Origin of the sequence: Variovorax beijingensis (genome assembly GCF_003951285.1) — a bacterium.
In the GTDB taxonomy this organism is placed as follows: domain Bacteria; phylum Pseudomonadota; class Gammaproteobacteria; order Burkholderiales; family Burkholderiaceae_C; genus Variovorax; species Variovorax beijingensis.
Genome location: NZ_RXFQ01000008.1, coordinates 31,997 through 53,280, shown reverse-complemented (window position 1 = coordinate 53,280; position 21,284 = coordinate 31,997). Strand labels below are relative to the sequence as shown.

The window sequence follows — 21,284 nt, the reverse complement described above, 5'->3', positions numbered from 1 at the left end:
GTCAGCCCTGGCGGTGCAGCAGCACCACCGCGCGGGCTTCCATCGCGCGGCCTTCGCCGACCGGGCCGAGCTTTTCGGCCGTCTTGGCCTTCACGTTGACCTGATCGGGCGCCAGCCCCAGCACCTGGGCGATGCGCCGGCACATGGCCGGGATGTGCGGTGCCAGCTTGGGCGCCTGCGCAATCACCGTGCTGTCGACATTGCCGATCTCCCAGCCCGCGGCGCGCACGCGGCGTGCCGCTTCGCCGAGCAGCACCGCCGAATCGGCGCCGCGAAACTGCGCGTCGGTGTCGGGAAAATGCCGGCCGATGTCGCCCAGGCCGGCCGCGCCGAACAATGCATCGGTGATGGCATGCAGCAGCACGTCGGCATCCGAATGCCCCAGCAAGCCGGTCGTGTGCGGAACCTCCACGCCGCCGAGGATGAGCTTGCGCCCTGCCACCAGCTGATGAACGTCCCAGCCCTCGCCCACGCGGATGTTGAACGCGGCCGTCATGCGATGGCCTTTCGGCGGCCGAGCAGCACCGCCTCGGCCAGCGCGAAGTCCTCGGGAAAGGTGACCTTGAAGTTCTGTGCGCTGCCCGGCACCAGCAGGGGCGACAGGCCGATGGCCTCGATGGCGCCGGCCTCGTCGGTCACCGCGTCGCCCGCCCGCTCCAGCGCATCGAGCAGCATGCCGATGCGGAACATCTGCGGCGTCTGGGCCAGCCACTTGTCGGCCCGCGAAAGGGTCTGGGTGACGCGGCTGTCGGCCGAGGACGCCTTCAGCGTGTCGGCCAGCCGCTGCGCCAGCAGCCCGCCGACGGCGTCGTGCTCGCAGGCCGCGATCAGCGCCTCGATCTGGCTCGACGTGACCAGGCAACGCGCCGCGTCGTGCACCAGCACCCAGTCATGCGCCCCGGCGCCCTTCTGCCGCAGCGCCGCGAGACCATTGCGCACCGTGGCTGCGCGCGTGACGCCCCCCACGCGCAGCAGGAATTCGCTGTCCGCCGGAAAGCGCGGCAGCGCCGTCTGCACCTCGCGGTCGTCCGGCGACACCACCACCGCCAGGCCGGCAAAGCGGCCTGCCAGCGCGCGGAACGCAGCCACCGTGTGGGCCACCATCGACGATCCCGCCAACCGCTGGTATTGCTTGGGCTGAACGCCACCTGCACGGTGGCCGAAACCGGCACAAGGAATCAGCACGAAAAGTCGGGAAGAAGACATGGGGTGCGGCGCGGGCCAGCGGCCGGCAAGCGGATAAAGGGCCGCCATTCTAGAATCGACCGTCTCACACCCCTCGCCAGCGGCGCGGGGTGTTCTGCATTTTCAAAGCGTTCCATGGACCTCCCCCACCTCACGGCGGGCAAGCGATTCACGCTGCCGCGTCCTCCTTTGTCGGCCGATGCCCTGCTGCTGGCGCAGCTGGGCATGCGCGAGAAGGCCGCGGGCCGCGCCACCGCGATGTTCACGGCCGACGCCAACGACGCGCAGCGGCTGATCGACGAAATCGCCTTCTTCGCGCCCGAGCTGCGCTGCGCCCTCTTCCCCGACTGGGAAACGCTGCCCTACGACAGCTTCTCGCCGCACCAGGACCTGATCAGCGAGCGCCTGGCCACGCTCTGGCGCATCAGCCAGAAAGAGGCCGACGTGGTGCTGGTGCCCGCCACCACCGCGCTCTACAGGCTCGCGCCGCCGGCCTTCCTGGCCGGCTACACCTTCCACTTCAAGGCCAAGCAGAAGCTTGAGGAATCCAAGCTCAAGGCCCAGCTCACGCTGGCCGGCTACAGCCACGTGACGCAGGTGGTGAGCCCGGGCGAATACGCGGTGCGCGGCGGCCTGATCGACCTCTTTCCGATGGGCTCGATGGTGCCGTTTCGCGTCGACCTGTTCGACGACGAGATCGACTCGATCCGCACCTTCGACCCCGACACCCAGCGCAGCCTTTATCCGGTGCCGGAAGTGCGGCTGCTGCCGGGCCGCGAGTTCCCGATGGACGACGACGCCCGTGCACGCTTTCGCAGCCGCTGGCGCGAACTGCTCGAAGGCGACCCGACCAAGAGCCGCATCTACAAGGACATGGGCAACGGCGTGGCCACCGCCGGCATCGAGTACTACCTGCCGCTGTTCTTCGACGAGACGGCCACGGTGTTCGACTACCTGGGTGCGGACGCCACCGTGGTGCTGCACGGCGACCTCGAGCCCGCGTTCCAGCATTTCTGGCAGGACGCCAGCGAGCGCTACCGCCTGGTGCGCGGCGACCCCGAACGCCCGGCGCTGCCGCCCGAGGCGCTGTTCCTGAGCGCCGAGCAGTTCTACCAGCGCGCCAAGCCGCATGCGCAGCTCGCCATTCGCGGAAACACCGGCGGCGGCGACATTGCCACCGACACGCCTTACGCCGAGTTCGACAGACTGCCGCCCTTTGCCGTGGTGCGCGGCGCTGAAGATCCATTGGTCGGCCTCAAGGCCCACATCAAGGCCACGCCCCACCGCGTGCTGCTGATCGCCGAAAGCGAGGGCCGGCGCGAGAGCCTGCTCGACTTCCTGCGCGCCAGCGGCGTGAGTCCGCCGGCCTTCGATTCGCTGGCCGAGTTCGAGGCTTCCACCGACGAGAAGATCGGCATCGCCACCGCCGCGCTGGCATCGGGCTTCGCGTGGCGCGAGCAGGGCATCGACTTCGTCACCGAGACCGAGCTCTTCGCCACCGCGCCCACCACGCGCCGGCGCAACAAGAAGCAGGAACAGGTCAGCGACGTCGAGGCGCTGATCAAGGACCTGTCCGAGCTCAACGTCGGCGACCCGGTGGTCCACACTGCGCACGGCATCGGACGCTACCGCGGCCTGATCCACATGGACCTGGGCCAGGGCACCGACGCCGAAGGCAAGCCGCTGCTGCAGGAAATGCTGCACCTGGAATACGCCGACAAGGCCACGCTCTACGTGCCCGTCTCGCAGCTGCACCAGATCAGCCGCTACACCGGCGTCAGCGCCGACGAGGCGCCGCTGCACAAGCTGGGCTCCGGCCAGTGGGAAAAGGCCAAGCGCAAGGCCGCCGAGCAGGTGCGCGACTCGGCCGCCGAGCTGCTCAACATCTACGCCCGCCGCGCCGCACGCCAGGGCCATGCCTTCCGCTATTCGGCTGCCGACTACGAGGTGTTCGCCAACGACTTCGGCTTCCAGGAAACCGCCGACCAGAAGGCCGCGATCCACGCCGTGGTGCAGGACATGATCTCGCCGCAGCCGATGGACCGCCTGGTCTGCGGCGACGTGGGCTTCGGCAAGACCGAGGTGGCGCTGCGCGCCGCCTTCATCGCGATCACCGGCGGCAAGCAGGTGGCCTTCCTCGCACCCACCACGCTCCTGGCCGAGCAGCACTACCAGACGCTGGTCGACCGCTTCGCCAAGTGGCCGGTCAAGGTGGCCGAGATGAGCCGCTTCCGCTCGGCCAAGGAGATCACCACGGCGGCCAAGGGCCTGGCCGAAGGCACGGTCGACATCGTGGTCGGCACGCACAAGCTGCTTTCGCAATCGGTCAAGTTCAAGAACCTGGGCCTGCTCATCATCGACGAGGAGCATCGCTTCGGCGTGCGCCACAAGGAGGCGATGAAGGCCATGCGCGCCGAGGTCGACGTGCTCACGCTCACCGCCACGCCGATTCCGCGCACGCTGGGCATGGCGCTCGAAGGCCTGCGCGACCTCAGCGTGATCGCGACCGCGCCGCAGCGGCGCCTCGCCATCAAGACCTTCGTGCGAAACGAGGGCACTGGCGTGATCCGCGAAGCCGTGCTGCGCGAACTGAAGCGCGGCGGGCAGGTCTACTTCCTGCACAACGAGGTCGAGACCATCGAGAACCGGCGACAGAAGCTCGAGGAGATATTGCCCGAGGCCCGCATCGCCGTGGCCCACGGCCAGATGCCCGAGCGCGAACTCGAGCGCGTGATGCGCGACTTCGTGGCGCAGCGCTACAACCTCCTGCTGTGCTCGACCATCATCGAGACCGGCATCGACGTGCCGACCGCCAACACCATCGTGATGAGCCGCGCAGACAAGTTCGGCCTGGCGCAGTTGCACCAGCTGCGCGGGCGCGTCGGCCGCTCGCACCACCAAGCCTATGCCTACCTGATGGTGCCGGACACCGAAGGCCTGACCAAGCAGGCGGCGCAGCGGCTCGACGCCATCCAGCAGATGGAAGAACTGGGCTCGGGCTTCTATCTTGCGATGCACGACCTGGAAATCCGCGGCACGGGCGAAGTGCTGGGCGAAAACCAGAGCGGCAACATGATGGAGATCGGCTTCCAGCTCTACAACGAGATGCTGAGCGAGGCCGTTCGCGCGCTCAAGGCCGGGCAGGAGCCCGACCTGCTCGCGCCGCTGTCGGTCACCACCGAGATCAACCTGCACGCGCCCGCCCTCCTGCCCGACGACTACTGCGGCGACGTGCACCTGCGCCTGTCGTTCTACAAGAAGCTGGCTACGGCAAAGACGCCCGAGCAGATCGACACCTTGCTCGAAGAAATCGTCGACCGCTTCGGCAAGCTGCCGCCGCAGGCGCAGACGCTGATCGACACGCACCGGCTGCGCGTGCTGGCACGGCCCTATGGCGTGGTGAAGGTGGATGCGGCGCCGGGCATCATCCACATCACGTTCAAGAAGGATCCGCCGGTGGACTCGATGGCCATCATCCACCTGATCCAGAAGAACAAGCACATCAAGCTCGCGGGCAACGAGAAGCTGCGCATCGAGCGCGAGCTGAAAGAGCCCAAGGAGCGTGCGCAAATGGTGCGCGACGTGCTGCGCAGCCTCGGACAACCGATCGTCAAGGAACCCGCCCCCGCATGAGCGCAATCACAGAAATCTCCCCCGGCCTCGTCATCCAGCGCATGAAGCCGCCGCTGAATCTGGCTGATTTCAAGCTGATCGCGTTCGACATGGACTCGACGCTGATCAACATCGAATGCATCGACGAGATCGCCGATGCCGTCGGCAAGAAGGCCGAGGTGGCCGCGATCACCGAAGCCACGATGCGCGGCGAGATCAAGGACTTCAAGGAAAGCCTGCGGCGACGCGTGGCGCTGCTCAAGGGCGTGCCGGTCGAGGCGCTGCAGCAGGTCTACGACGAGCGGCTGAAGCTCAATCCGGGCGCGGCGGAACTGGTGGCAGCCTGCAAGGCGGCCGGCCTCAAGGTGCTGCTGGTGTCGGGCGGCTTCACCTTCTTTGCGAACCGCGTGAAGGACCGCCTGGGCATCGACTTCGCGCGCTCCAACCTGCTCGACGAGGCCGACGGCAAGCTCACCGGTCAGGTGGTGCAGCAAAGCTGGGGCGACATCTGCGACGGCGCCGAGAAGCGCCGCACGCTGCTCGAGGTTGCATCCCTGCTGGGCATTTCTCCGCAGGAAGCCATTGCCGTGGGCGATGGTGCGAACGACCTGCCGATGATGGGGGAAGCCGGCCTTTCGGTGGCCTATCACGCCAAGCCGAAGGTGCGCGAGCAGGCCATGGTGGCGATCAACGAGGGCGGGCTTGAACGGCTGTTGGAGCTTCTGGAGTGAATGTCGTTGTTGTGCGTGCAATGCTTGTTCAGGACGCGCTCCCGCCGACGGCGGGCGTTATGCGGAGCAGTCGTTGATCAGCGGTACACCAGCGGCGAGCCCTGTGCACGCGCCCGCGAAAAACGTCCGAACCAGCACGCACATCACAAACACAAGCACCCGCAACAAGCAGCTTGATGGAGACATGACATGACCGACACCACCGCCCCGCTCTACCGCGCCGACGCGCTCAAGGACTACGCCAGCGCCCTGCTGCAGAAGGCCGGGCTCGCCGCGCCGATGGCCGACAGCGTCGGCCGCACCCTGGTCGAAGGCGACCTGCTCGGGCACGACACGCACGGCCTCGCGCTGCTGGCCGGCTATGTGAAGGAACTCGAATCGGGCGGCATGACACCGGGCGGCGCGCCCGAAGTGCTGTCGGACCGCCCCGCCGCCGTGCTCTGGGACGGCAAGCGCCTGCCCGGCCCCTGGCTCATGGACCAGGGCATGGACCTGCTGATTCCGCGCGCCCGCGAACTCGGCACCGCCTCGCTCGTGATCCGCCGCAGCCACCACATCGCCTGCCTCGCCGTCTACATGCTGCGCGCGCTCGAGGAAGACATGCTGATGCTGCTCGCCTGCTCCGACCCCAACACCGCCAGCGTCGCGCCCTTTGGCGGCACGCAGGCGGTATTCACGCCGAATCCGCTGGCCATGGGTTTTCCGCTCTCGCAAGGCGGCGTGATGGTCGACATCTCGGCTTCCATCACCACCAACGGCATGAGCAACCGCAAGCGCGCCGCGGGCGAAACCTTTGCGGAGGAATGGCTGATCGACGCCGCCGGCAAGCCGTCGAACAACCCGCAGGTGCTGTTCGACCAGCCGCCCGGCACGCTACTGCCCGTGGGCGGACTGAGCCATGGGCACAAGGGCTACGGCATGGCACTGCTGGTCGAGACGCTGACGGCCGGCCTCGCGGGCCATGGCCGGGCCGATCCGCCCGAGGGCTGGGGCGCGACGGTGCACGTCACACTGCACGATCTGCATGCCTTCGGCGGCAAGGAGGCTTTCCTGCACCAGATGGACCACGTGGCGGCGCAGTGCCGCAACAACCGGCCGATCGATGCCGCCAGGCCTGTGCGGCTGCCAGGCGAAGGCGGCTTGAAGCGCCGCGACGCGCAGTCGAAGGACGGGGTGCGGCTGCACCCGTCGATTGCGCGCTCGCTGCAGGATGCGGAGCAGCGCCACGGCCTGCGGCTCGCGCAGGCGCTGCTCTGAGCTGCTCTGAGATGGCGGGCTAGATTTCTTCGGGCGGCTCTTCTTGCGCCGGCTCCCCGGCCGCGCGCGGCTTGCGCTTGCCAGGCTTGGCCAGGATCTCGACGTAGAACTGCTTGCCGGCATCCTTGACGATGCCGTCGATCAGGCCTGTGATGGCCGACAGGTGCACGACTTCGGCGGCTTCTGCCGAGGCGCCGAACCTGCAATCGAAGTCCCAGAAGTCGCTGCCCTCGGGCAACTCGCGGCGCCGCTCGCGCTTGATGTACTTGCGGATCTCGTGCTTGATGGCTTCGAGGAGGCGGTCGGGGTGCTTGCCCTCGACCTGAAGCTGAAAGGTTTTTCTCATGGTCGATCCTAACTCGCTGTCTGTGTACAGTCGGCGGTTCAAACGAAAGCAGGTGAAGACATGGCGCGCGCAAACGACTGGGCAAGCAAGGTGATGGCATTGGTCAACGGCGGCAACGCATCGGCGGCCATCGCGCAGATCAAGGTCGCACCCTCGGTCAAGGACCTGAAGGCGCTGCAGACCATCATGACGCTATCGAAAATGAAAGGCCGCTATCCGAACGTGGATGCGGCCATTGCGGACAACCTGGCGCTGCTGGCGGCGCCGCGCCTGCACCGCTCGCCCTGAAACGAAGGCCTACAGGGCCTGGCCCAGGCGCTTCACGCCCTCTTCGATCTTGGCCACGTCGGCCGTCGCAAAGCTCAGCCGCAGCGTCGCGACATCGGGCTTCTCCGCGAAGAACGGTGCCCCGGGCACGAAGGCCACGAGCTTCTCGATGGCGCGCTTGGCCAACTCGTTGGCATCGGCCAGCTTGCCGTTGGCGCCCGTGAGGCGGGCCCAGAAGAACAGGCCGCCCTGCGGCTGCGTGAAGCTCACCGCATCGCCCAGCTCGCGCTTGAGCGCCGCACCCATGGCCTGCGCGCGCTGCCCGTAGACCTCGCGCACGTGCGCGAGCGTGGCCGGCATGCGGCCGCTCTTGAGGTACTGCGCGGCGGTGGCCTGCGAGAAGGTGCTGGTGTGCGCATCGCTGAACTGCTTGCACATCGTCGCCTTGGCGAGCAGCTCGGCCGGCGCGATCATCCAGCCGATGCGCAGGCCCGGGCTCAGCACCTTGCTGAGGCTGCCGCAGTGCGCGAGCAGCTCGCGGCTGCCTGGCACGTCCTTGCTCAGCGCCAGGATCGAAGGCGGCGGCGCTTCGCCGAAGTAGAGGTCGCCGTAGGGGTCGTCCTCGACGATCAGCGTCTGGTACTTCACGGCCAGTTCGAGCACCTTCTTGCGGCGCTCCAGGCTCAGCATGGCGCCGCTCGGGTTGCCAAAGGTGGGAATCAGGTAGACGAACTTGGGCTTGTGCTCGGCGATGAGTTTCTCGAGCTCGTCGGTCTTCACGCCGTTGGCATCGATGGGCGCGCTGATGAGCTGCGCGCCGTAGAGGCGGAAGCACTGGATGGTGGCCAGGAAGGTCGGGCCTTCGACGATCACCTTGTCGCCGGGCGAGATCATGGTCTTGCCCAGCAGGTCGAGCGCCTGCTGGCTGCCGGTGGTGACGATCAGGCCGCTGGGGTCGACATCGACGCCCTTGGTCTTCATGAAGGAACTGAGCTGGCTGCGCAGCGGCTCGTAGCCTTCGGTGGCGCCGTATTGCAGCGCGCCGCCGGGTTCCTCGGCCAGCGCCTTCTGGCTCGCCTCCTTCAGGCCCTCCACGTCGAACATGGCGCTGTCGGGGAAGCCGCCCGCAAAGCTGATGATGCCGGGCTTGCCGAGCAGCTTGAAGAGTTCGCGGATGGCGGAGGTTTCGACGTTGTCGAGGCGGGAAGCGAATTGCATGGGAAGTCTCACTTTCTGGGTCGCTATTGTGGCGAAAGCGCGGCGGCGTGCCGCACGGTGGGCTTTTGGCCGCCGGCGATATATTGGGCGCCTTGCCCGGAACCCCATGAAAAAAGACAACATCCCCCTCTTCTTCGCCACTTTGCAGGCGGCCAACCCCACCCCCGAAACCGAACTCGAATACGCCACGCCCTTCGAGCTGCTGGCCGCCGTGCTGCTCTCGGCGCAGGCGACCGACGTGGGCGTGAACAAGGCCACGCGCAAGCTGTTTCCGGTGGCGAACACGCCGCAGGCGATGCTCCGGCTGGGCGTGGAGGGCCTGGAGGACTACATCAAGACCATCGGGCTCTACCGCAGCAAGGCCAGACACCTGATCGAGACCTGCCGCATCCTGGTGGAGAAGCATGGCGGAGAAGTGCCTCGTACGCGCGCCGAGCTCGAGGCGCTGCCGGGCGTCGGCCGCAAGACCGCCAACGTGGTGCTCAACGTGGCGTTCGGCGAAGCAACGATCGCCGTGGACACCCACATCTTCCGCGTCAGCAACCGCACCGGGCTTGCGCCGGGCAAGACGCCGCTCGAAGTGGAGCTCAAGCTGGAGAAACGCGTTCCGTTCGAATTCCGGCTGCATGCGCACCACTGGCTCATCCTGCATGGGCGCTACATCTGCGTGGCGCGCACGCCGAAGTGCTGGGAATGCGCGGTGGCACCCTATTGCGACTACAAACCGAAGACGCCGCGGCCCAGGTCGGCCTGAAACCGGCCTGTACCCGGCCTGTTCTCCGGCTACAGCTCGAACGCTTCGACCTGCCGGCCATCGATGTCGGTGAAGCCGTATTCGCGCGCCAGGTCGGCCACGCGGTGCACGCCGCCGCTTTTCTCGAGCACCCGCGCATCGCCCGCCAGCGCGGCCACCGCGCGGCCGAGATAGCGCGGCGACTCGGTCCGCGCCAGCGCCGGGCGCTCGTGCCAATGCGCCTCGTCGGTCTTGTGGCCGGCCAGCACGAACTCGGTGCGCATCCAGCCCGGCGACACGGCCAGCGAAGCAACGCCGTGCGGGCGAAGCTCCTGCGCCATGCCAAAGGCCAGCCGGGCCATGGCCGATTTGGCCAGGTCGTAGAACAGGTTCCCGCGCAGGTAGTTGCCGCGGTCCCAGAAGGTGGTGGTCACGATCAGCCCGCTCTTTTGCGCCACCATCAGCGGCGCGGCGAAGCGGCTGGCGAGCAGGTGGTTGCGCACGCCGCGGTCGAACATCGAGTCCCAGTTGGCAAGCGGATGCTCCCAGAACGGCGCTTCGAACACGCCGTTGAACGTCTCGTGGCCGCCCCAGGCGTTGTTCACGAGCAGATCCACACGGCCTTGCTCGCGCTGCACCTGCGCAAAGAGCTGCTTCACCTCGTCTTCCTGCGCGTGGTCGCAGCGCACCGGAATGCCTCGTCCGCCCATGCGTGTGACCTCGTTGGCCGTTTCGTCGACGCTGCCCGGCAGAACATCGAGTTCCGAGAGGGCGAGCAGCTGGCCATAGGTGTTTGCCGGCCGCTCGCGCGTGCTTCGACCGGTGACGTACACGGTGGCGCCCGCGGCGCCCAGTTCCACCGCAATGCCGCGGCCGGCGCCGCGGCTGGCGCCGGTGACCACGGCCACGCGGCCCTTCAACTGTCGCTCCCTGCTTTCGGATGGCATCGTCCTGTCCTTTCGTTGCGAGTGAGAAGCGACAGTAAGGCCGCGTCAATCCGCCGTCTTGGAAGAACCCGAAATCGCGCGGCCCAGAAACTCCGTCGGCGTGAGGCCGCAAAGCGCCTGGAACTCGTTGATGAGGTGCGATTGGTCATAGAAGCCCCCGTCCAGCGCGAGGTCCGCCCAGGCGGGTTCGCGCTGCAGGCGCAAGGCGCGCACGCAGGCATGCAGCCGAGCAAGCCGACTCCAGGCCCGCGGCGACAGCCCCACCTGCTGCCGAAAGACCTGCTGCAGCCGCCGCTCGCCAAGGCCGACGGCAGCCGCCACCTCGCGCAGCGGACGCCGGCCGCCCGACATGGCGATGAGTTGCGCCGCGCGCATTGCCGCCGCGTGGACGGCGCCGTCGCCATCGGCCAGCCGGCGCTGCAGGGCCGCGCACAGCACCGACACGCGCGCCGCGTCGTCCGGCTGCAGCGCGATGCGCTCGAGCAGTTCGGCGCCACGGCCGCGCCACAGTTCATCCAGGTGCACGGCAGTGCCTGCGATCTCGCTGGCTGGCCTTCCCAGCAGCGCCGCGGCCGCGCCGGGACGCAGGGTCACCGACAGCCCTTCCATCTTCCGGCGCAGGCGCACGAGGGCCGGCGCCGCCGACGCGCCGATGGCCTCGACCGCATGCCCGGCGCTCTCGCCCGCCGAGGGCGCATCGCCCAGGTTGAAGACCAGCCGCACCGCCCCATCGGGCAGCACGCGCTCCAGGACCTCGCGGCCCTCGGGCAGCGTTTCCCTGTAGAGAAGAATGTGCGCAACGTGCATCCGCAGCAGCCCGGTGACCGGAAAAGCGCGCAGCGTACCCGCGGGCATGCCGGCCTCCGGCCCGTGCAAGGGATCGTCGTCGAGGCGTACGTACAGGCGCTCGTTCGTGGACGGTTTCGGCATGGCGGTGACGGACGGTGACGTGCGGCAGCGGGTGCCACCGCGCATCAGCCGCATTCGATCAGCTGGCACGCCCCATAGTCAATGGGCACCGACGGCCACTGCGCGGCATCGTCGACGCGCCGCACGCCGCAATTCAGCAGTTCCACCGCCCGCATCACGCCTGCGTGCGTGACCCACACCGCGTCCTGCCCCGACGCGCGCCATTCATCGAAGGCCATGCCGATGCGCTGCATGAAGCGGGCCGTGCTTTCGCCATGCCCACCCGGGCACCCTTCGGCGAAATTGCAGGTCCACGCCTCGAATTCGGCACGCGCAATCGACGACCAGGGCCGGCCTTCCCAGGCGCCGAAATCCATCTCGGCAAGGCGCGGATCGGCGCGCGTGGCAAGGTCCGGGCGCAGCCTGCCGATGGCTTGCGCGAGTTCGGCGCAGCGCTTCAGGGGCGAGTGCGCCAGCGCAAGGTCCGCGGGCAGGCGCGAAGCCACCGCATGCGCCACCGCCAGCGTCGCCTCGGCCGGCACGCCCACATCCGCGCTGCCGTAGCAAAGGCCCGGCGCGGCCTCGGTCTGCGCATGGCGCACCAGCCACAGCTTCATGCCCGCCACGCCAGCGCGAGGTAGATCGCGAGCTCGCACAGCTGTTGCGTCGCGCCGAGCCCGTCGCCGGTGAATCCCTGCAGCCGGCGCCGGAACATGCGCGCCATGAGCAACGCCGCCAGGGCGCATGCCACAGCCACAGCCATCGTTCGTGCGGGGCCCTGCGTCGCCAGCATCAGCAGGGCAGCGGGCACCGACCAGAGCACGCCGACCAGCAAGGCACCGCCGCCGATCGCATCGGCCAGGGGCTTGGCCTTGCTTGCGCCGCTGTCGCCCACATACGGCAGCCAGCGGATCAGGAACAGCGGCGCCAGGCGCGACAGCACATGCGCGCCCACGATGGCACCGGCCACCGCCTGCGCGCCCTGCCCCGCCATCGACGCGAGCAGTGCGGCCTTGAGGCCGAGCGCCAGCACCAGCGCAATGGCGCCGAAGGCACCGATGCGCGAGTCCTTCATGATCTCGAGCGCGCGGCTGCGGTCGGCCGATCCGCCCAGGCCGTCGGCCACGTCGGCCAGTCCGTCTTCATGAAAGGCACCGGTCAGCAGCACCGTTGCCGCCATGCTCAGCAGCGCCGCGGCCAGCGCGCCGGCCACGCCGGGCAAGCCTTGCAGCGCGAGCACGAAAACGGCCGCGCCCACGCCACCCACGAGCCATCCCACACCGGGAAAATGCGCCGCGCTCGCACGCAGCATCTGCGGGCTGAAGCCGATCCATTCGGCGAGCCGGCCGGTCACCGGCACGCGCGTGAAGAACTGCAGCGCCAGCAGGTAGTGGCGGACACCGTTCATGGGTTCAACTGTCCTTGCGCGACACGCCGGCGGCTTCGAAGCTGGCCATCTCGCGCAGGATGCGGCAGGCCGATTCGAGCAGCGGCCAGGCCAGCGCGCCGCCCGAGCCCTCGCCAAGGCGCAGGTCCAGGTTCAGCAAGGGCTCGAGCCCCAGGTGCTTCAGCAACAGCGCATGCCCGGGCTCCGCCGAACTGTGCGCGGCCACGCAGCGCTGCGCCACATGCGGCTGCAGCGCCTGCGCGACGAGCACCGCGGCGCTCGCGATGAAGCCATCGACCACGATCACGCGCCGCTCCTGCGCCGCCTGCAGTACCGCGCCGACCAAGGTGGCGATTTCGAAGCCGCCGAACGCAGCAAGTGCATCGAGCGGCTCGTTCGCAGCCGCATGCAGCACCAGCACCTCGCGCAGCACCTCCCGCTTGCGCGCAAGCCCCGCGGAGTCGAGGCCGGTGCCGGCGCCGGTGCAGCCGTCGATGTCCAGCCCCGCAAGGCGCGCAAGCAGCAGCGCCGCGGCCGAGCTGTTGCCGATGCCCATTTCGCCGAGCAGCAAGGCATTGCCCGGCAGCGCGCGCACCACCTCGCGTCCGTTGGCGATGGCTTGCGCGCACTGCGCCGGCGTCATGGCGGGGCCGGCCGACGCATCGGCAGTGCCGGCGGCGATCCGGCGCGAGACCAGCCCCGGGCGTGCCTGGAAATCGCGCCGCACGCCGCAGTCGACCACCGTGAGCGCCAGCCCATGCTGGCACGCCAGCACGCTGACGGCCGCGCCGCCGGCCAGGAAGTTCTCCACCATCTGCCAGGTCACGTCGCTCGGGAAGGCCGAGACGCCGCGCGCCGCCAGGCCATGGTCGGCCGCGCACACCAGCATCTGCGGCGCTTCGAGCACCGGCGTTTCGCTGCCCAGGACGAGGCCGATCCGCAGCGCCAGCGCCTCGATGCGGCCGAGCGCGCCGAGCGGCTTGGTCTTGTTGTCGAGCGCCGCCTGCAGGCGCGCCGCAAGGGCGCCGTCGTGGATGTCGGAGATGGAAGGAATGGTCTGGTTGTTGTCGGTCATGCGATCAGGCCCTGCAGTACGCCGGCCTCGAAGTGGTTGTCTATGAAATCGGCCAGGCCGTCGAAGGTGGCGTCGAGCGTGGGTGCCGCGGCGCCGAAGAGTGCCTGCAGTGCGGCCGCGTCCTCGAACAGGCCGTGCAGGTAGAGGCCCAGCACGTTGCCGCGCGCGTTCTGCCAGGCCAGGCCCTCGGGCATCACGGCACGGCCGTCCTGCGCCATCTGCGGGTGGATGGCAGTCTGGCCGTGATGGATTTCGTAGCCCGCCACCGGCACGTTCGAGAGCGAAGCCCATGCGCCGCCCAGCTGGCCGAAGACTGCCGCCCGGTGGCGCACGGTCTTTTCGCGCTCGAACACCGTCACCAGCGGCAGCAGGCCCAGGCCGGGCGCATTGCCGTCGATGCCGTGCGGATCGACCAGCGCCTCGCCCAGCATCTGCAGGCCGCCGCAGACACCCAGCACGGCACCGCCGCCGGCCGCGTGTGCGGCAATGGCGCAGTCCAGGCCCTGTGCGCGCAGCCATGCGAGGTCGCCGCTGGTGTGCTTGGAGCCGGGCAGCACGATCCAGTCGGCGCCGGCCAGCTCCGCCGGCGTGCGCGCCCAGGCCAGGCGGACGCCCGGCACGTTCTTGAGCGGCTGGAACTCGTCGAGGTTGCTGATGCGCGGGTAGGCCACGATGGCCACGGTGCGCGTGACCGTCCCGCTGGCATGGCCTCGGTCATCGAACACGCCGTCTTCTTCGGGCAGGCCGTGCTCCCGCCACATCGGCAGCGTCGCGACGGTGGCGATGCCGGTCAGCGCCTGCAATTGCTGCGGCGCCGGCGCCAGCAGCGAGGCGTCGCCGCGGAACTTGTTGAGCACGAAGCCGCGCAGCAGCGCGCGGTCGCTCTCGGGCATCAACGCCCAGGTGCCGTACAGATGCGCGAAGGCGCCCCCGCGGTCGATGTCGGTCACCAGCAGGCAGCGCGCATCCGCATGGCGGGCCACGCGCAGGTTGACGATGTCGCTGGCCATCAGGTTGATCTCGGCCGGCGAGCCGGCGCCTTCGATCACCACCACGTCGTTTTCGGCGCGCAACGCGTCGAGCGCCTCTGCAATCCGCGGCCAGACGCGCTCGCTGCGCCCGCGCCAGGGCATGGCCGTGAGCTCCGCGCTCACCTGCCCCATCAGCACCACCTGGCTGTGGGTGTCGCGCTCGGGCTTGAGCAGCAGCGGGTTCATGCGCACGTCGGGCACGGCGCGCGCGGCCAGTGCCTGGAAATACTGCGCGCTGCCGATTTCGCCGCCACCGACCACGCGGGCGTTGTTGCTCATGTTCTGCGCCTTGAAGGGCGCCACCTTGAGGCCCTGGCGCGCGTACCAGCGGCACAGCGCGGCGGTCAGCCAGCTCTTGCCGGCGCCACTGGTCGTGCCGAGAACCATCACGCATCGGGTTGTCATGCGGCTATTGTCCGTTGTCGCCGCAGCCCTCTTGCGGCAGGCGCGAAGAGGCAAAGAAAAAGGGGCTTGCGCCCCTTTGGTGTTTCTCTCAGCGTGCCGCGGTTTTTACCGCCGCTGTTCCACCGGGCTGCGCCTGCGCCGTGGCAGCCGGCACCTCCCAGCCGCCGCCAATGGCGCGGATCAGCCCCACGGCCGCCTGGTACTGCGCCGACTTCACCTGCAGCGCCTGGCGCCGGTTGCGCAGTTCGCTGCGGCGGGCGTCCAGCAGGTCGAGCTGGCTGATGTAGCCGTTGCGGTAGCGCGTGTCCGACAGGCTGGTCGCGCGCTGCGCCGAAGTGACGGCCTGCGCCTGCACGGTCGACTGCTCCTGCAGGATGCGGATGGCGGACAGCTGGTCTTCGACCTCCTGGAACGCCACCAGCACCTGGTTGCGGTAGTTCGCGAGCGCGCCATCGAGCTGGGCATTGGCGCCCTGCACGCCGGCTTCGCGGCGGCCGCCGTCGAAGATCGGCAGCGAGAGCAGCGCACCCACGCCCCACGAGCGGGCCGACCACTTGAACAGGTCGCCGATCTCGGGCGATGCGTAGCCGGCCGCGCCGGTCAGCGAGATGTCCGGGAACCAGGCGGCCTGCGCCACGCCGACGCGGGCCTGGGCCGCGAGCACCGCGTTCTGCGCGGCCGAGACGTCGGGGCGGCGCGTGAGCACCGTGGCCGGCACGCCGGGCGGCACGGACGGCAGCGCGGTGGCCCAATCGTCGGTGCGCAGGCCGAAGCTCGAGGCCGAATCGCCTACCAGCACCGCCAGCGCATGCTCGACCTGGGCGCGCTGCCGGTCGAGCGCGAGCGCGTCCGACTCGGTGGACGACACCTCGGTCTGCACGCGCGCCACGTCGAGCTCGGCGATGTCGCCGGCCTGCTGCCGGCGCTGCGAGAGGCGCAGCGTGTCGCGGTAGGCCTCGACCTGTTCGCGCACCAGCGCGCGCTCGGCGTCGAGCGCGCGCAGCTGCAGGTAGGTCTGGGCCACCTCGGCCTGCACCGCGAGGCGCGTGCTCTGCAGCAGGGCCTCGCGGCTCTGCGCGTCGAGCTTGGCCGCATTGCTCGCGCCCGAGAGGCGGCCGAACAGGTCGACCTCGTACGAGAAGGTGGCGCCGATGTTGGTCATCGTGCCCGGCCTCGTGCTTGCCGAGGCCTTGTCGAGCCCGGCGCCGCGGTTGGCGCCCGCGCCCAGGCCGATCTGCGGCATGCGGTCGGCATTGGCACTGCGCGCCAGCGCGCGGGCCTCGGCCAGCCGCGCCGCCGCGGCCTGGATGTTGTTGTTGTTGACGTCGGCCTTCTCGACCAGCGCATTGAGCACCGGGTCATTGAACGCCAGCCACCAGGCGCCGCGCGCCTGCGCCTCGGAGGGCACGGCACGCGTCCAGCCCGCGGGCGGCACGGCGCCCTGCTCCTTGAACTGGGCGGTGGTCTGGATCTCGGGCACGCCGGAGGGCACGCTTGCGCAGCCGGCCAGCGCCAGGGCCGCGACCAGCGGCAGCAAAGCGGTGCGGGCCCAGGGTTGAAATGCGAATTTCATGATGAAACTTTCTTCTTGATCGACCATGCAATCAGTCGTGCGAAGGACGCGGCGAGGCCGGCACCGGGTGCAGCCCGCCGCCGCCCGAACCACCGTGCGACGAGGGTGCCGGTGCGGCCGGATGGCCCGCCGAGACAAACTCCTCGCCATGCGGCACTTCGCCATGCAGCTTGAGCGCGCGGTTGCCCGCCAGGCGGCGCAGCAGCACGTAGAACACCGGCGTGAGGAACAGGCCGAAGGCCGTCACGCCGATCATCCCGGCGAACACCGCCACGCCCATGGCCTTGCGCATCTCCGAACCCGCGCCGGTCGAGAGCACGAGGGGCAGCACACCCATCACGAAGGCCAGCGAGGTCATCAGGATCGGGCGCAGGCGCAGCCGGCTGGCTTCGATCGCGGCCTGGATCGGCGTGCGTCCGGCAAACTCGAGCTCGCGCGCAAACTCCACGATCAGGATCGCGTTCTTCGCGCTCAGTCCCACCAGCACGATCAAGCCGATCTGCGTGAAGACGTTGTTGTCACCCCCCGATATCCATACGCCGGTCATCGCGGCCAGGATGCCCATGGGCACGATCAGGATGATGGCGATCGGCAGCGTCAGGCTCTCGTACTGCGCGGCCAGCACCAGGAACACCAGCAGGATGGCCAGCGGGAACACCAGGAAGGCGGAGTTGCCGGCCAGGATTTCCTGGTAAGTCAGCTCGGTCCACTCGAAGCTCACGCCCTTGGGCAGCGTCTCGGCCGCGATCTTGGTGATCGCGTCCTGCGCCTGGCCCGACGAATAGCCGGGGGCCGGGCCGCCGTTGATGTCGGCCGCCAGGTAGCCGTTGTAGCGCATGGCGCGTTCCGGCCCGAAGGTCGAATTGACCTTCATCAGCGCGGACAGCGGCACCATCTCGCCCGTGGTGGAGCGCACCTTCAGCATGCCCACGTCTTCGGCGCGGGCGCGGTACGGCGCATCGGCCTGCACGCGCACGCTGTAGGTGCGGCCGAACTTGTTGAAGTCGTTCGCATACAGGCTGCCGAGGTAGATCTGCATGGTGTCGAAGATGTCCGTCACGGGCACGCCGAGCTGGCGCGCCTTGGTGCGGTCGATGTCGGCATACAGCTGCGGCACGTTGACCTGCCAGCTCGTGAACATGCCCGTGAGCTCAGGCGCGGCATAGGCCTTGGCCATGAAGGCCTTCACCGCCGCGTCCATCTGGTCGTAGCCGACCGAGGCGCGGTCTTCGATCTGCAGCTTGAAGCCGCCCGTGGTGCCCAGGCCCGCCACCGGCGGCGGCGGGAACATCACGATGAACGCGTCCTGGATGCTGGCGAAGGCGCCGTTGAGCTGCCCGGCCACCGCGCCGCCGCTCTGGTCGGCGCGCTTGCGCTGGTCGAAGGGCTTGAGCGTGGCAAACACGATGCCCGAGTTCGAGCTGTTGGTGAAGCCGTTGATCGACAGGCCCGGGAAGGCGATGGCGTCTTCCACGTTCGGGTTCTTCTTCATGATCTCGCCCATGCGCTGGATCACTTCGTCGGTGCGGTCCAGCGTGGCGCCGTCGGGCAGCTGGGCAAAGCCGATCAGGTATTGCTTGTCCTGCGCCGGCACGAAGCCGCTGGGCACGGCCTTGAACAGGCCGAAGGTCACGCCGATCAGCGCGAGGTAGATCGCCAGCATCAGCGTCTTGCGCGAGATCACGCTCTTGACGCCGCCGCTGTAGGCTTCCGAGCCACGGCTGAAGAGCTTGTTGAAGCCGCGGAACAGCCAGCCGAAGGCCTTGTCCATGCCGCGCGTCAGCGCATCCTTGGGCTCGTCATGGCCGCGCAGCAGCAGGGCGGCGAGCGCGGGCGACAGCGTGAGCGAGTTGATCGCCGAGATCACCGTCGAGATCGCGATGGTCACCGCGAACTGCTTGTAGAACTGGCCCGTGAGACCGCTGATGAAAGCCAGCGGAACGAACACGGCCACCAGCACCAGCGCGATCGCGATGATGGGCCCGGACACTTCGCGCATCGCGCGGTAGGTCGCTTCACGCGGCGTGAGCCCCGCCTCGATGTTGCGCTCGACGTTCTCCACCACCACGATGGCGTCGTCCACCACGATGCCGATCGCCAGCACCAGCCCGAACAGGCTCAGCGCGTTGATCGAGAACCCGAGGACGTGCAGCACCGCGAAGGTGCCGATCACCGACACCGGCACGGCCAAAAGCGGAATGATCGACGCGCGCCAGGTCTGCAGGAACAGGATCACGACCAGCACCACCAGCAGGATGGCTTCGAGCAGCGTGTGGATCACCGATTCGATCGATGCGCGCACGAACTGCGTCGGGTCGTAGGCGATGCGGTATTCCAGGCCTTCGGGCATGTTCTTGTTGAGCTCGGCCATCGTCTTGCGCACGTTGGACGAGATGTCGAGCGCGTTGGAGCCCGGCGCCTGGAACACACCCATGCCGACGGCCGGGTCGTTGTTGAGCAGCGAACGCAGCGAGTAGTCGGCAGCACCCATCTCGAGGCGGCCGATGTCGCGCAGGCGCGTCACGGCGCCGTCGGTGCCGCTCTTGACGATGATGTCGCCGAACTCTTCCTCGCTCTGCAGGCGCCCTTGCGCATTGATCGACAGCTGCATGTCCACGCCCGCGAGGCCCGGCGATGCGCCGACCACGCCGGCCGCGGCCTGCACGTTCTGGCCGCGGATCGCAGCCACCACGTCGCTCGCCGAGAGGCCGCGCTGCGCGACCTTCTGCGGGTCGAGCCAGACGCGCATCGAGTAGTCGCCGCCGCCGAAGATCTGGACCTGGCCCACGCCTTCGATGCGCGCGAGCGGGTCCTTGACGTTCAGCACCGCGTAGTTGCGCAGGTAGTTGATGTCGTAGCGGTTGTTCGGCGAGACGAGGTGGACCACCATCGTCAGGTCGGGCGCGCTCTTGACGGTCGTGATGCCGAGGCGGCGCACTTCCTCCGGCAGGCGCGGCTCGGCTTGCGAGACGCGGTTCTGCACCAGCTGCTGGGCCTTGTCGGGATCGGTGCCGAGGCGGAAGGTGACGGTGAGCGTCATCACGCCATCGGTGGTGGCCTGGCTGCCCATGTAGAGCATGCCTTCGACGCCGTTGATCTGCTCTTCGAGCGGCGTGGCCACGGTTTCGGCGATCACCTTCGGGTTGGCGCCCGGGTACTGGGCGCGCACCACCACCGAGGGTGGCGCGACTTCGGGGTACTCCGAGATCGGCAGCCCGCGCAGCGCGATCAGGCCGGCTATCAGGATCAATAGCGACAGCACGCCGGCAAAGATCGGCCGGTCGATGAAGAATTTAGAGAGATTCATGTTGTTTCTCCGGCGAGCGCAAGAGCGCTCCCCTCCGAGTTCAGGACTTCGCGGCTTCCGCGACGCGTTCCGGTTGTTGTTGCTTGGTGTCGGCCTTGGCGTCCATCGTCACGCTCTGCGGCACCACCAGCGCACCGGGGCGGATGTGCTGCAGGCCATTGACCACCACGCGGTCGCCGGCCTTCAGGCCCTTGCTCACGACGCGCAGCCCGTTGATCGATGCGCCGAGCGTGACTTCGCGGTAGACCGCCTTGTTGTCCTCGCCCACCACCATCACGAACTTCTTGTTCTGGTCGGTGCCGATGGCGCGCTCGCTCACCAGCAATGCGGAGTCGTTGCGTGCCTGGCCCATGCGGATGCGGGCGAACTGGCCGGGAATGAGGCTGCCGTCCTTGTTGTCGAAGGAGGCCCGCACACGCACGGTGCCGCTGCGCGCATCGACCTGGTTGTCGATCAGCTGCAGCTTGCCGGTGAAGGGCGTGCCCTCGAGGCCGGCGGTGCCCATCTGCACGGGAATGCTTTCGATCTGGCCGCGGGCGCTGGCGCCGCTCGGCAGGTCCTTCAGGGCCCGCGTGATCACCTGCTCGTCGGCATCGAAGCTCGCATAGATCGGGCTCACCGACACCAGCGTGGTCAGCACCGGCGCGCCGGGGCCGGCGGCCACCAGGTTGCCCATCGTCACTTCGAGCTTGCCGATGCGGCCCGCCACCGGCGCCCGCACCTGGGTGTAGCCCAGGTTCAGCCGCGCCGACTGCAGCGACGCCTGCGCGGCGCGCAGGTTGGCTTCGGCTTCACGGGCGGCGTTCACGCGCTCGTCGTATTCGCGCTGGGCGATGGCCTGCTGGTCCCACAGGCGCTTGGCGCGCTCCTGCTCGCTGCGGCTGAAGGCCTGGCGCGCCTGGGCCGAGGCCACCTGCGCTTCGGCGCGCTCCACTTCGGCCGCGTACGGCGCGGGGTCGATGGTGATCAGCAGGTCGCCCTGCTTCACCAGCGCGCCTTCGCGGAAGTGCACCGACTGCACGGCGCCCGCCACGCGGGAGCGCACGTCGACGCGCTGCACCGCCTCGAGCCGGCCCGAGAACTCGTCCCAGGCATTGATCTCGCTCGAAGCCACGGTGGCCACCGACACCGGCGTGCCCTGCTGCGCCGCGGCTGGTGCCGTGGCCTCCGCCTTGAAGCTGTGCATGCCGAGCACCGCGGCGGCCACCGCCAGCAGTGCGGTGAGGCCGGTCACTGCGGGCCACAGGCCCTTGCGGGCGGCGGAAGAAAGGTTTTGCTTGTTGTTCGACATGATGGTTCGT

Annotated in this window: 18 protein-coding genes; 5 read left to right on the top strand and 13 right to left on the bottom strand. The window is 68.8% G+C overall.

Annotated features, from left to right (window positions below):
* Position 1: 1 nt before the first annotated feature.
* Positions 2-496 (bottom strand): 2-C-methyl-D-erythritol 2,4-cyclodiphosphate synthase, encoded by a 495-nt coding sequence (gene ispF, locus EJO66_RS15405; protein WP_124960525.1) that lies wholly within the window; start codon positions 494-496, stop codon positions 2-4.
* Positions 493-1,206: a 2-C-methyl-D-erythritol 4-phosphate cytidylyltransferase gene (gene ispD / locus EJO66_RS15400; RefSeq protein ID WP_124960524.1), complete on the bottom strand. Its 714-nt coding sequence runs from the start codon at positions 1,204-1,206 to the stop codon at positions 493-495. The genes ispF and ispD overlap by 4 nt, the downstream gene beginning before the upstream one ends.
* Before the next feature lie 114 nt (positions 1,207-1,320).
* On the opposite strand from ispD, the gene mfd reads away from it, so the two are divergent.
* The 3 genes from mfd (at position 1,321) to EJO66_RS15385 (ending at position 6,785) form a co-directional block, all read left to right on the top strand.
* The gene (mfd, locus tag EJO66_RS15395; RefSeq protein ID WP_124960523.1) at positions 1,321-4,818 is read left to right on the top strand and encodes a transcription-repair coupling factor; all 3,498 of its coding nucleotides are present in this window, start codon (positions 1,321-1,323) and stop codon (positions 4,816-4,818) included.
* Positions 4,815-5,528 carry a phosphoserine phosphatase SerB gene (serB, locus tag EJO66_RS15390; RefSeq protein ID WP_125965549.1) on the top strand — a complete coding sequence of 238 codons (714 nt, stop codon included), beginning with the start codon at positions 4,815-4,817 and terminating at the stop codon, positions 5,526-5,528. The genes mfd and serB overlap by 4 nt, the downstream gene beginning before the upstream one ends.
* A gap of 189 nt (positions 5,529-5,717) precedes the next feature.
* Positions 5,718-6,785, top strand: coding sequence for an Ldh family oxidoreductase (locus EJO66_RS15385; protein WP_124960522.1), 1,068 nt, complete (start codon positions 5,718-5,720; stop codon positions 6,783-6,785).
* Positions 6,786-6,804: 19 nt separating this feature from the next.
* Here the strand turns inward: EJO66_RS15385 and EJO66_RS15380 are convergent, their stop codons facing one another.
* Positions 6,805-7,131 carry a DUF6172 family protein gene (locus EJO66_RS15380; protein WP_047787035.1) on the bottom strand — a complete coding sequence of 109 codons (327 nt, stop codon included), beginning with the start codon at positions 7,129-7,131 and terminating at the stop codon, positions 6,805-6,807.
* 60 nt (positions 7,132-7,191) lie between these two features.
* Here EJO66_RS15380 and EJO66_RS15375 point away from each other — a divergent pair, with 60 nt between their 5' ends.
* A complete protein-coding gene (locus EJO66_RS15375; protein WP_012747682.1) occupies positions 7,192-7,419 on the top strand; it encodes a hypothetical protein in 228 nt (75 codons plus the stop codon).
* 9 nt (positions 7,420-7,428) lie between these two features.
* Here the strand turns inward: EJO66_RS15375 and EJO66_RS15370 are convergent, their stop codons facing one another.
* Positions 7,429-8,616 carry an aminotransferase-like domain-containing protein gene (locus EJO66_RS15370; RefSeq protein WP_125965548.1) on the bottom strand — a complete coding sequence of 396 codons (1,188 nt, stop codon included), beginning with the start codon at positions 8,614-8,616 and terminating at the stop codon, positions 7,429-7,431.
* A 106-nt stretch (positions 8,617-8,722) separates the two neighbouring features.
* Here EJO66_RS15370 and nth point away from each other — a divergent pair, with 106 nt between their 5' ends.
* Entirely contained in the window at positions 8,723-9,370 is a 648-nt protein-coding gene (gene nth, locus EJO66_RS15365; protein WP_124960520.1) for an endonuclease III, read from the top strand.
* 29 nt (positions 9,371-9,399) lie between these two features.
* Here the strand turns inward: nth and EJO66_RS15360 are convergent, their stop codons facing one another.
* The 9 genes from EJO66_RS15360 to EJO66_RS15320 all read right to left on the bottom strand — a co-directional run bounded on the left by EJO66_RS15360 (position 9,400) and on the right by EJO66_RS15320 (position 21,274).
* Positions 9,400-10,296 (bottom strand): SDR family NAD(P)-dependent oxidoreductase, encoded by an 897-nt coding sequence (locus tag EJO66_RS15360; protein WP_124960519.1) that lies wholly within the window; start codon positions 10,294-10,296, stop codon positions 9,400-9,402.
* Positions 10,297-10,341: 45 nt separating this feature from the next.
* On the bottom strand, positions 10,342-11,226 hold the full coding sequence (locus tag EJO66_RS15355; protein WP_240648582.1) for a helix-turn-helix domain-containing protein: 885 nt from the start codon (positions 11,224-11,226) through the stop codon (positions 10,342-10,344).
* Positions 11,227-11,270: 44 nt separating this feature from the next.
* Positions 11,271-11,822, bottom strand: coding sequence for a histidine phosphatase family protein (locus EJO66_RS15350; RefSeq protein WP_125965547.1), 552 nt, complete (start codon positions 11,820-11,822; stop codon positions 11,271-11,273).
* A complete protein-coding gene (locus EJO66_RS15345; RefSeq protein WP_125965546.1) occupies positions 11,819-12,613 on the bottom strand; it encodes an adenosylcobinamide-GDP ribazoletransferase in 795 nt (264 codons plus the stop codon). Before EJO66_RS15345 ends, EJO66_RS15350 begins: the two co-directional genes overlap by 4 nt.
* 4 nt (positions 12,614-12,617) lie before the next feature.
* On the bottom strand, positions 12,618-13,667 hold the full coding sequence (gene cobT, locus EJO66_RS15340) for a nicotinate-nucleotide--dimethylbenzimidazole phosphoribosyltransferase (protein WP_125965545.1): 1,050 nt from the start codon (positions 13,665-13,667) through the stop codon (positions 12,618-12,620).
* Positions 13,664-15,103 carry a cobyric acid synthase gene (locus EJO66_RS15335; protein WP_125965544.1) on the bottom strand — a complete coding sequence of 480 codons (1,440 nt, stop codon included), beginning with the start codon at positions 15,101-15,103 and terminating at the stop codon, positions 13,664-13,666. Before EJO66_RS15335 ends, cobT begins: the two co-directional genes overlap by 4 nt.
* Positions 15,104-15,191: 88 nt before the next feature.
* The gene (locus EJO66_RS15330; RefSeq protein WP_125965543.1) at positions 15,192-16,676 is read right to left on the bottom strand and encodes an efflux transporter outer membrane subunit; all 1,485 of its coding nucleotides are present in this window, start codon (positions 16,674-16,676) and stop codon (positions 15,192-15,194) included.
* 31 nt (positions 16,677-16,707) lie between these two features.
* Positions 16,708-19,983, bottom strand: coding sequence for an efflux RND transporter permease subunit (locus tag EJO66_RS15325; protein WP_124960512.1), 3,276 nt, complete (start codon positions 19,981-19,983; stop codon positions 16,708-16,710).
* Positions 19,984-20,023: 40 nt separating this feature from the next.
* Entirely contained in the window at positions 20,024-21,274 is a 1,251-nt protein-coding gene (locus tag EJO66_RS15320; RefSeq protein WP_124960511.1) for an efflux RND transporter periplasmic adaptor subunit, read from the bottom strand.
* Positions 21,275-21,284 lie beyond the last annotated feature (10 nt).

Coding starts and splice junctions, on each gene's coding strand:
- ispF (WP_124960525.1), bottom strand. CDS start 496: ATGACGGCCGCGTTCAACATCCGCGTGGGCGAGGGCTGGGACGTTCAT.
- ispD (WP_124960524.1), bottom strand. CDS start 1,206: ATGTCTTCTTCCCGACTTTTCGTGCTGATTCCTTGTGCCGGTTTCGGC.
- mfd (WP_124960523.1), top strand. CDS start 1,321: ATGGACCTCCCCCACCTCACGGCGGGCAAGCGATTCACGCTGCCGCGT.
- serB (WP_125965549.1), top strand. CDS start 4,815: ATGAGCGCAATCACAGAAATCTCCCCCGGCCTCGTCATCCAGCGCATG.
- EJO66_RS15385 (WP_124960522.1), top strand. CDS start 5,718: ATGACCGACACCACCGCCCCGCTCTACCGCGCCGACGCGCTCAAGGAC.
- EJO66_RS15380 (WP_047787035.1), bottom strand. CDS start 7,131: ATGAGAAAAACCTTTCAGCTTCAGGTCGAGGGCAAGCACCCCGACCGC.
- EJO66_RS15375 (WP_012747682.1), top strand. CDS start 7,192: ATGGCGCGCGCAAACGACTGGGCAAGCAAGGTGATGGCATTGGTCAAC.
- EJO66_RS15370 (WP_125965548.1), bottom strand. CDS start 8,616: ATGCAATTCGCTTCCCGCCTCGACAACGTCGAAACCTCCGCCATCCGC.
- nth (WP_124960520.1), top strand. CDS start 8,723: ATGAAAAAAGACAACATCCCCCTCTTCTTCGCCACTTTGCAGGCGGCC.
- EJO66_RS15360 (WP_124960519.1), bottom strand. CDS start 10,296: ATGCCATCCGAAAGCAGGGAGCGACAGTTGAAGGGCCGCGTGGCCGTG.
- EJO66_RS15355 (WP_240648582.1), bottom strand. CDS start 11,226: ATGCCGAAACCGTCCACGAACGAGCGCCTGTACGTACGCCTCGACGAC.
- EJO66_RS15350 (WP_125965547.1), bottom strand. CDS start 11,822: ATGAAGCTGTGGCTGGTGCGCCATGCGCAGACCGAGGCCGCGCCGGGC.
- EJO66_RS15345 (WP_125965546.1), bottom strand. CDS start 12,613: ATGAACGGTGTCCGCCACTACCTGCTGGCGCTGCAGTTCTTCACGCGC.
- cobT (WP_125965545.1), bottom strand. CDS start 13,667: ATGACCGACAACAACCAGACCATTCCTTCCATCTCCGACATCCACGAC.
- EJO66_RS15335 (WP_125965544.1), bottom strand. CDS start 15,103: ATGACAACCCGATGCGTGATGGTTCTCGGCACGACCAGTGGCGCCGGC.
- EJO66_RS15330 (WP_125965543.1), bottom strand. CDS start 16,676: ATGAAATTCGCATTTCAACCCTGGGCCCGCACCGCTTTGCTGCCGCTG.
- EJO66_RS15325 (WP_124960512.1), bottom strand. CDS start 19,983: ATGAATCTCTCTAAATTCTTCATCGACCGGCCGATCTTTGCCGGCGTG.
- EJO66_RS15320 (WP_124960511.1), bottom strand. CDS start 21,274: ATGTCGAACAACAAGCAAAACCTTTCTTCCGCCGCCCGCAAGGGCCTG.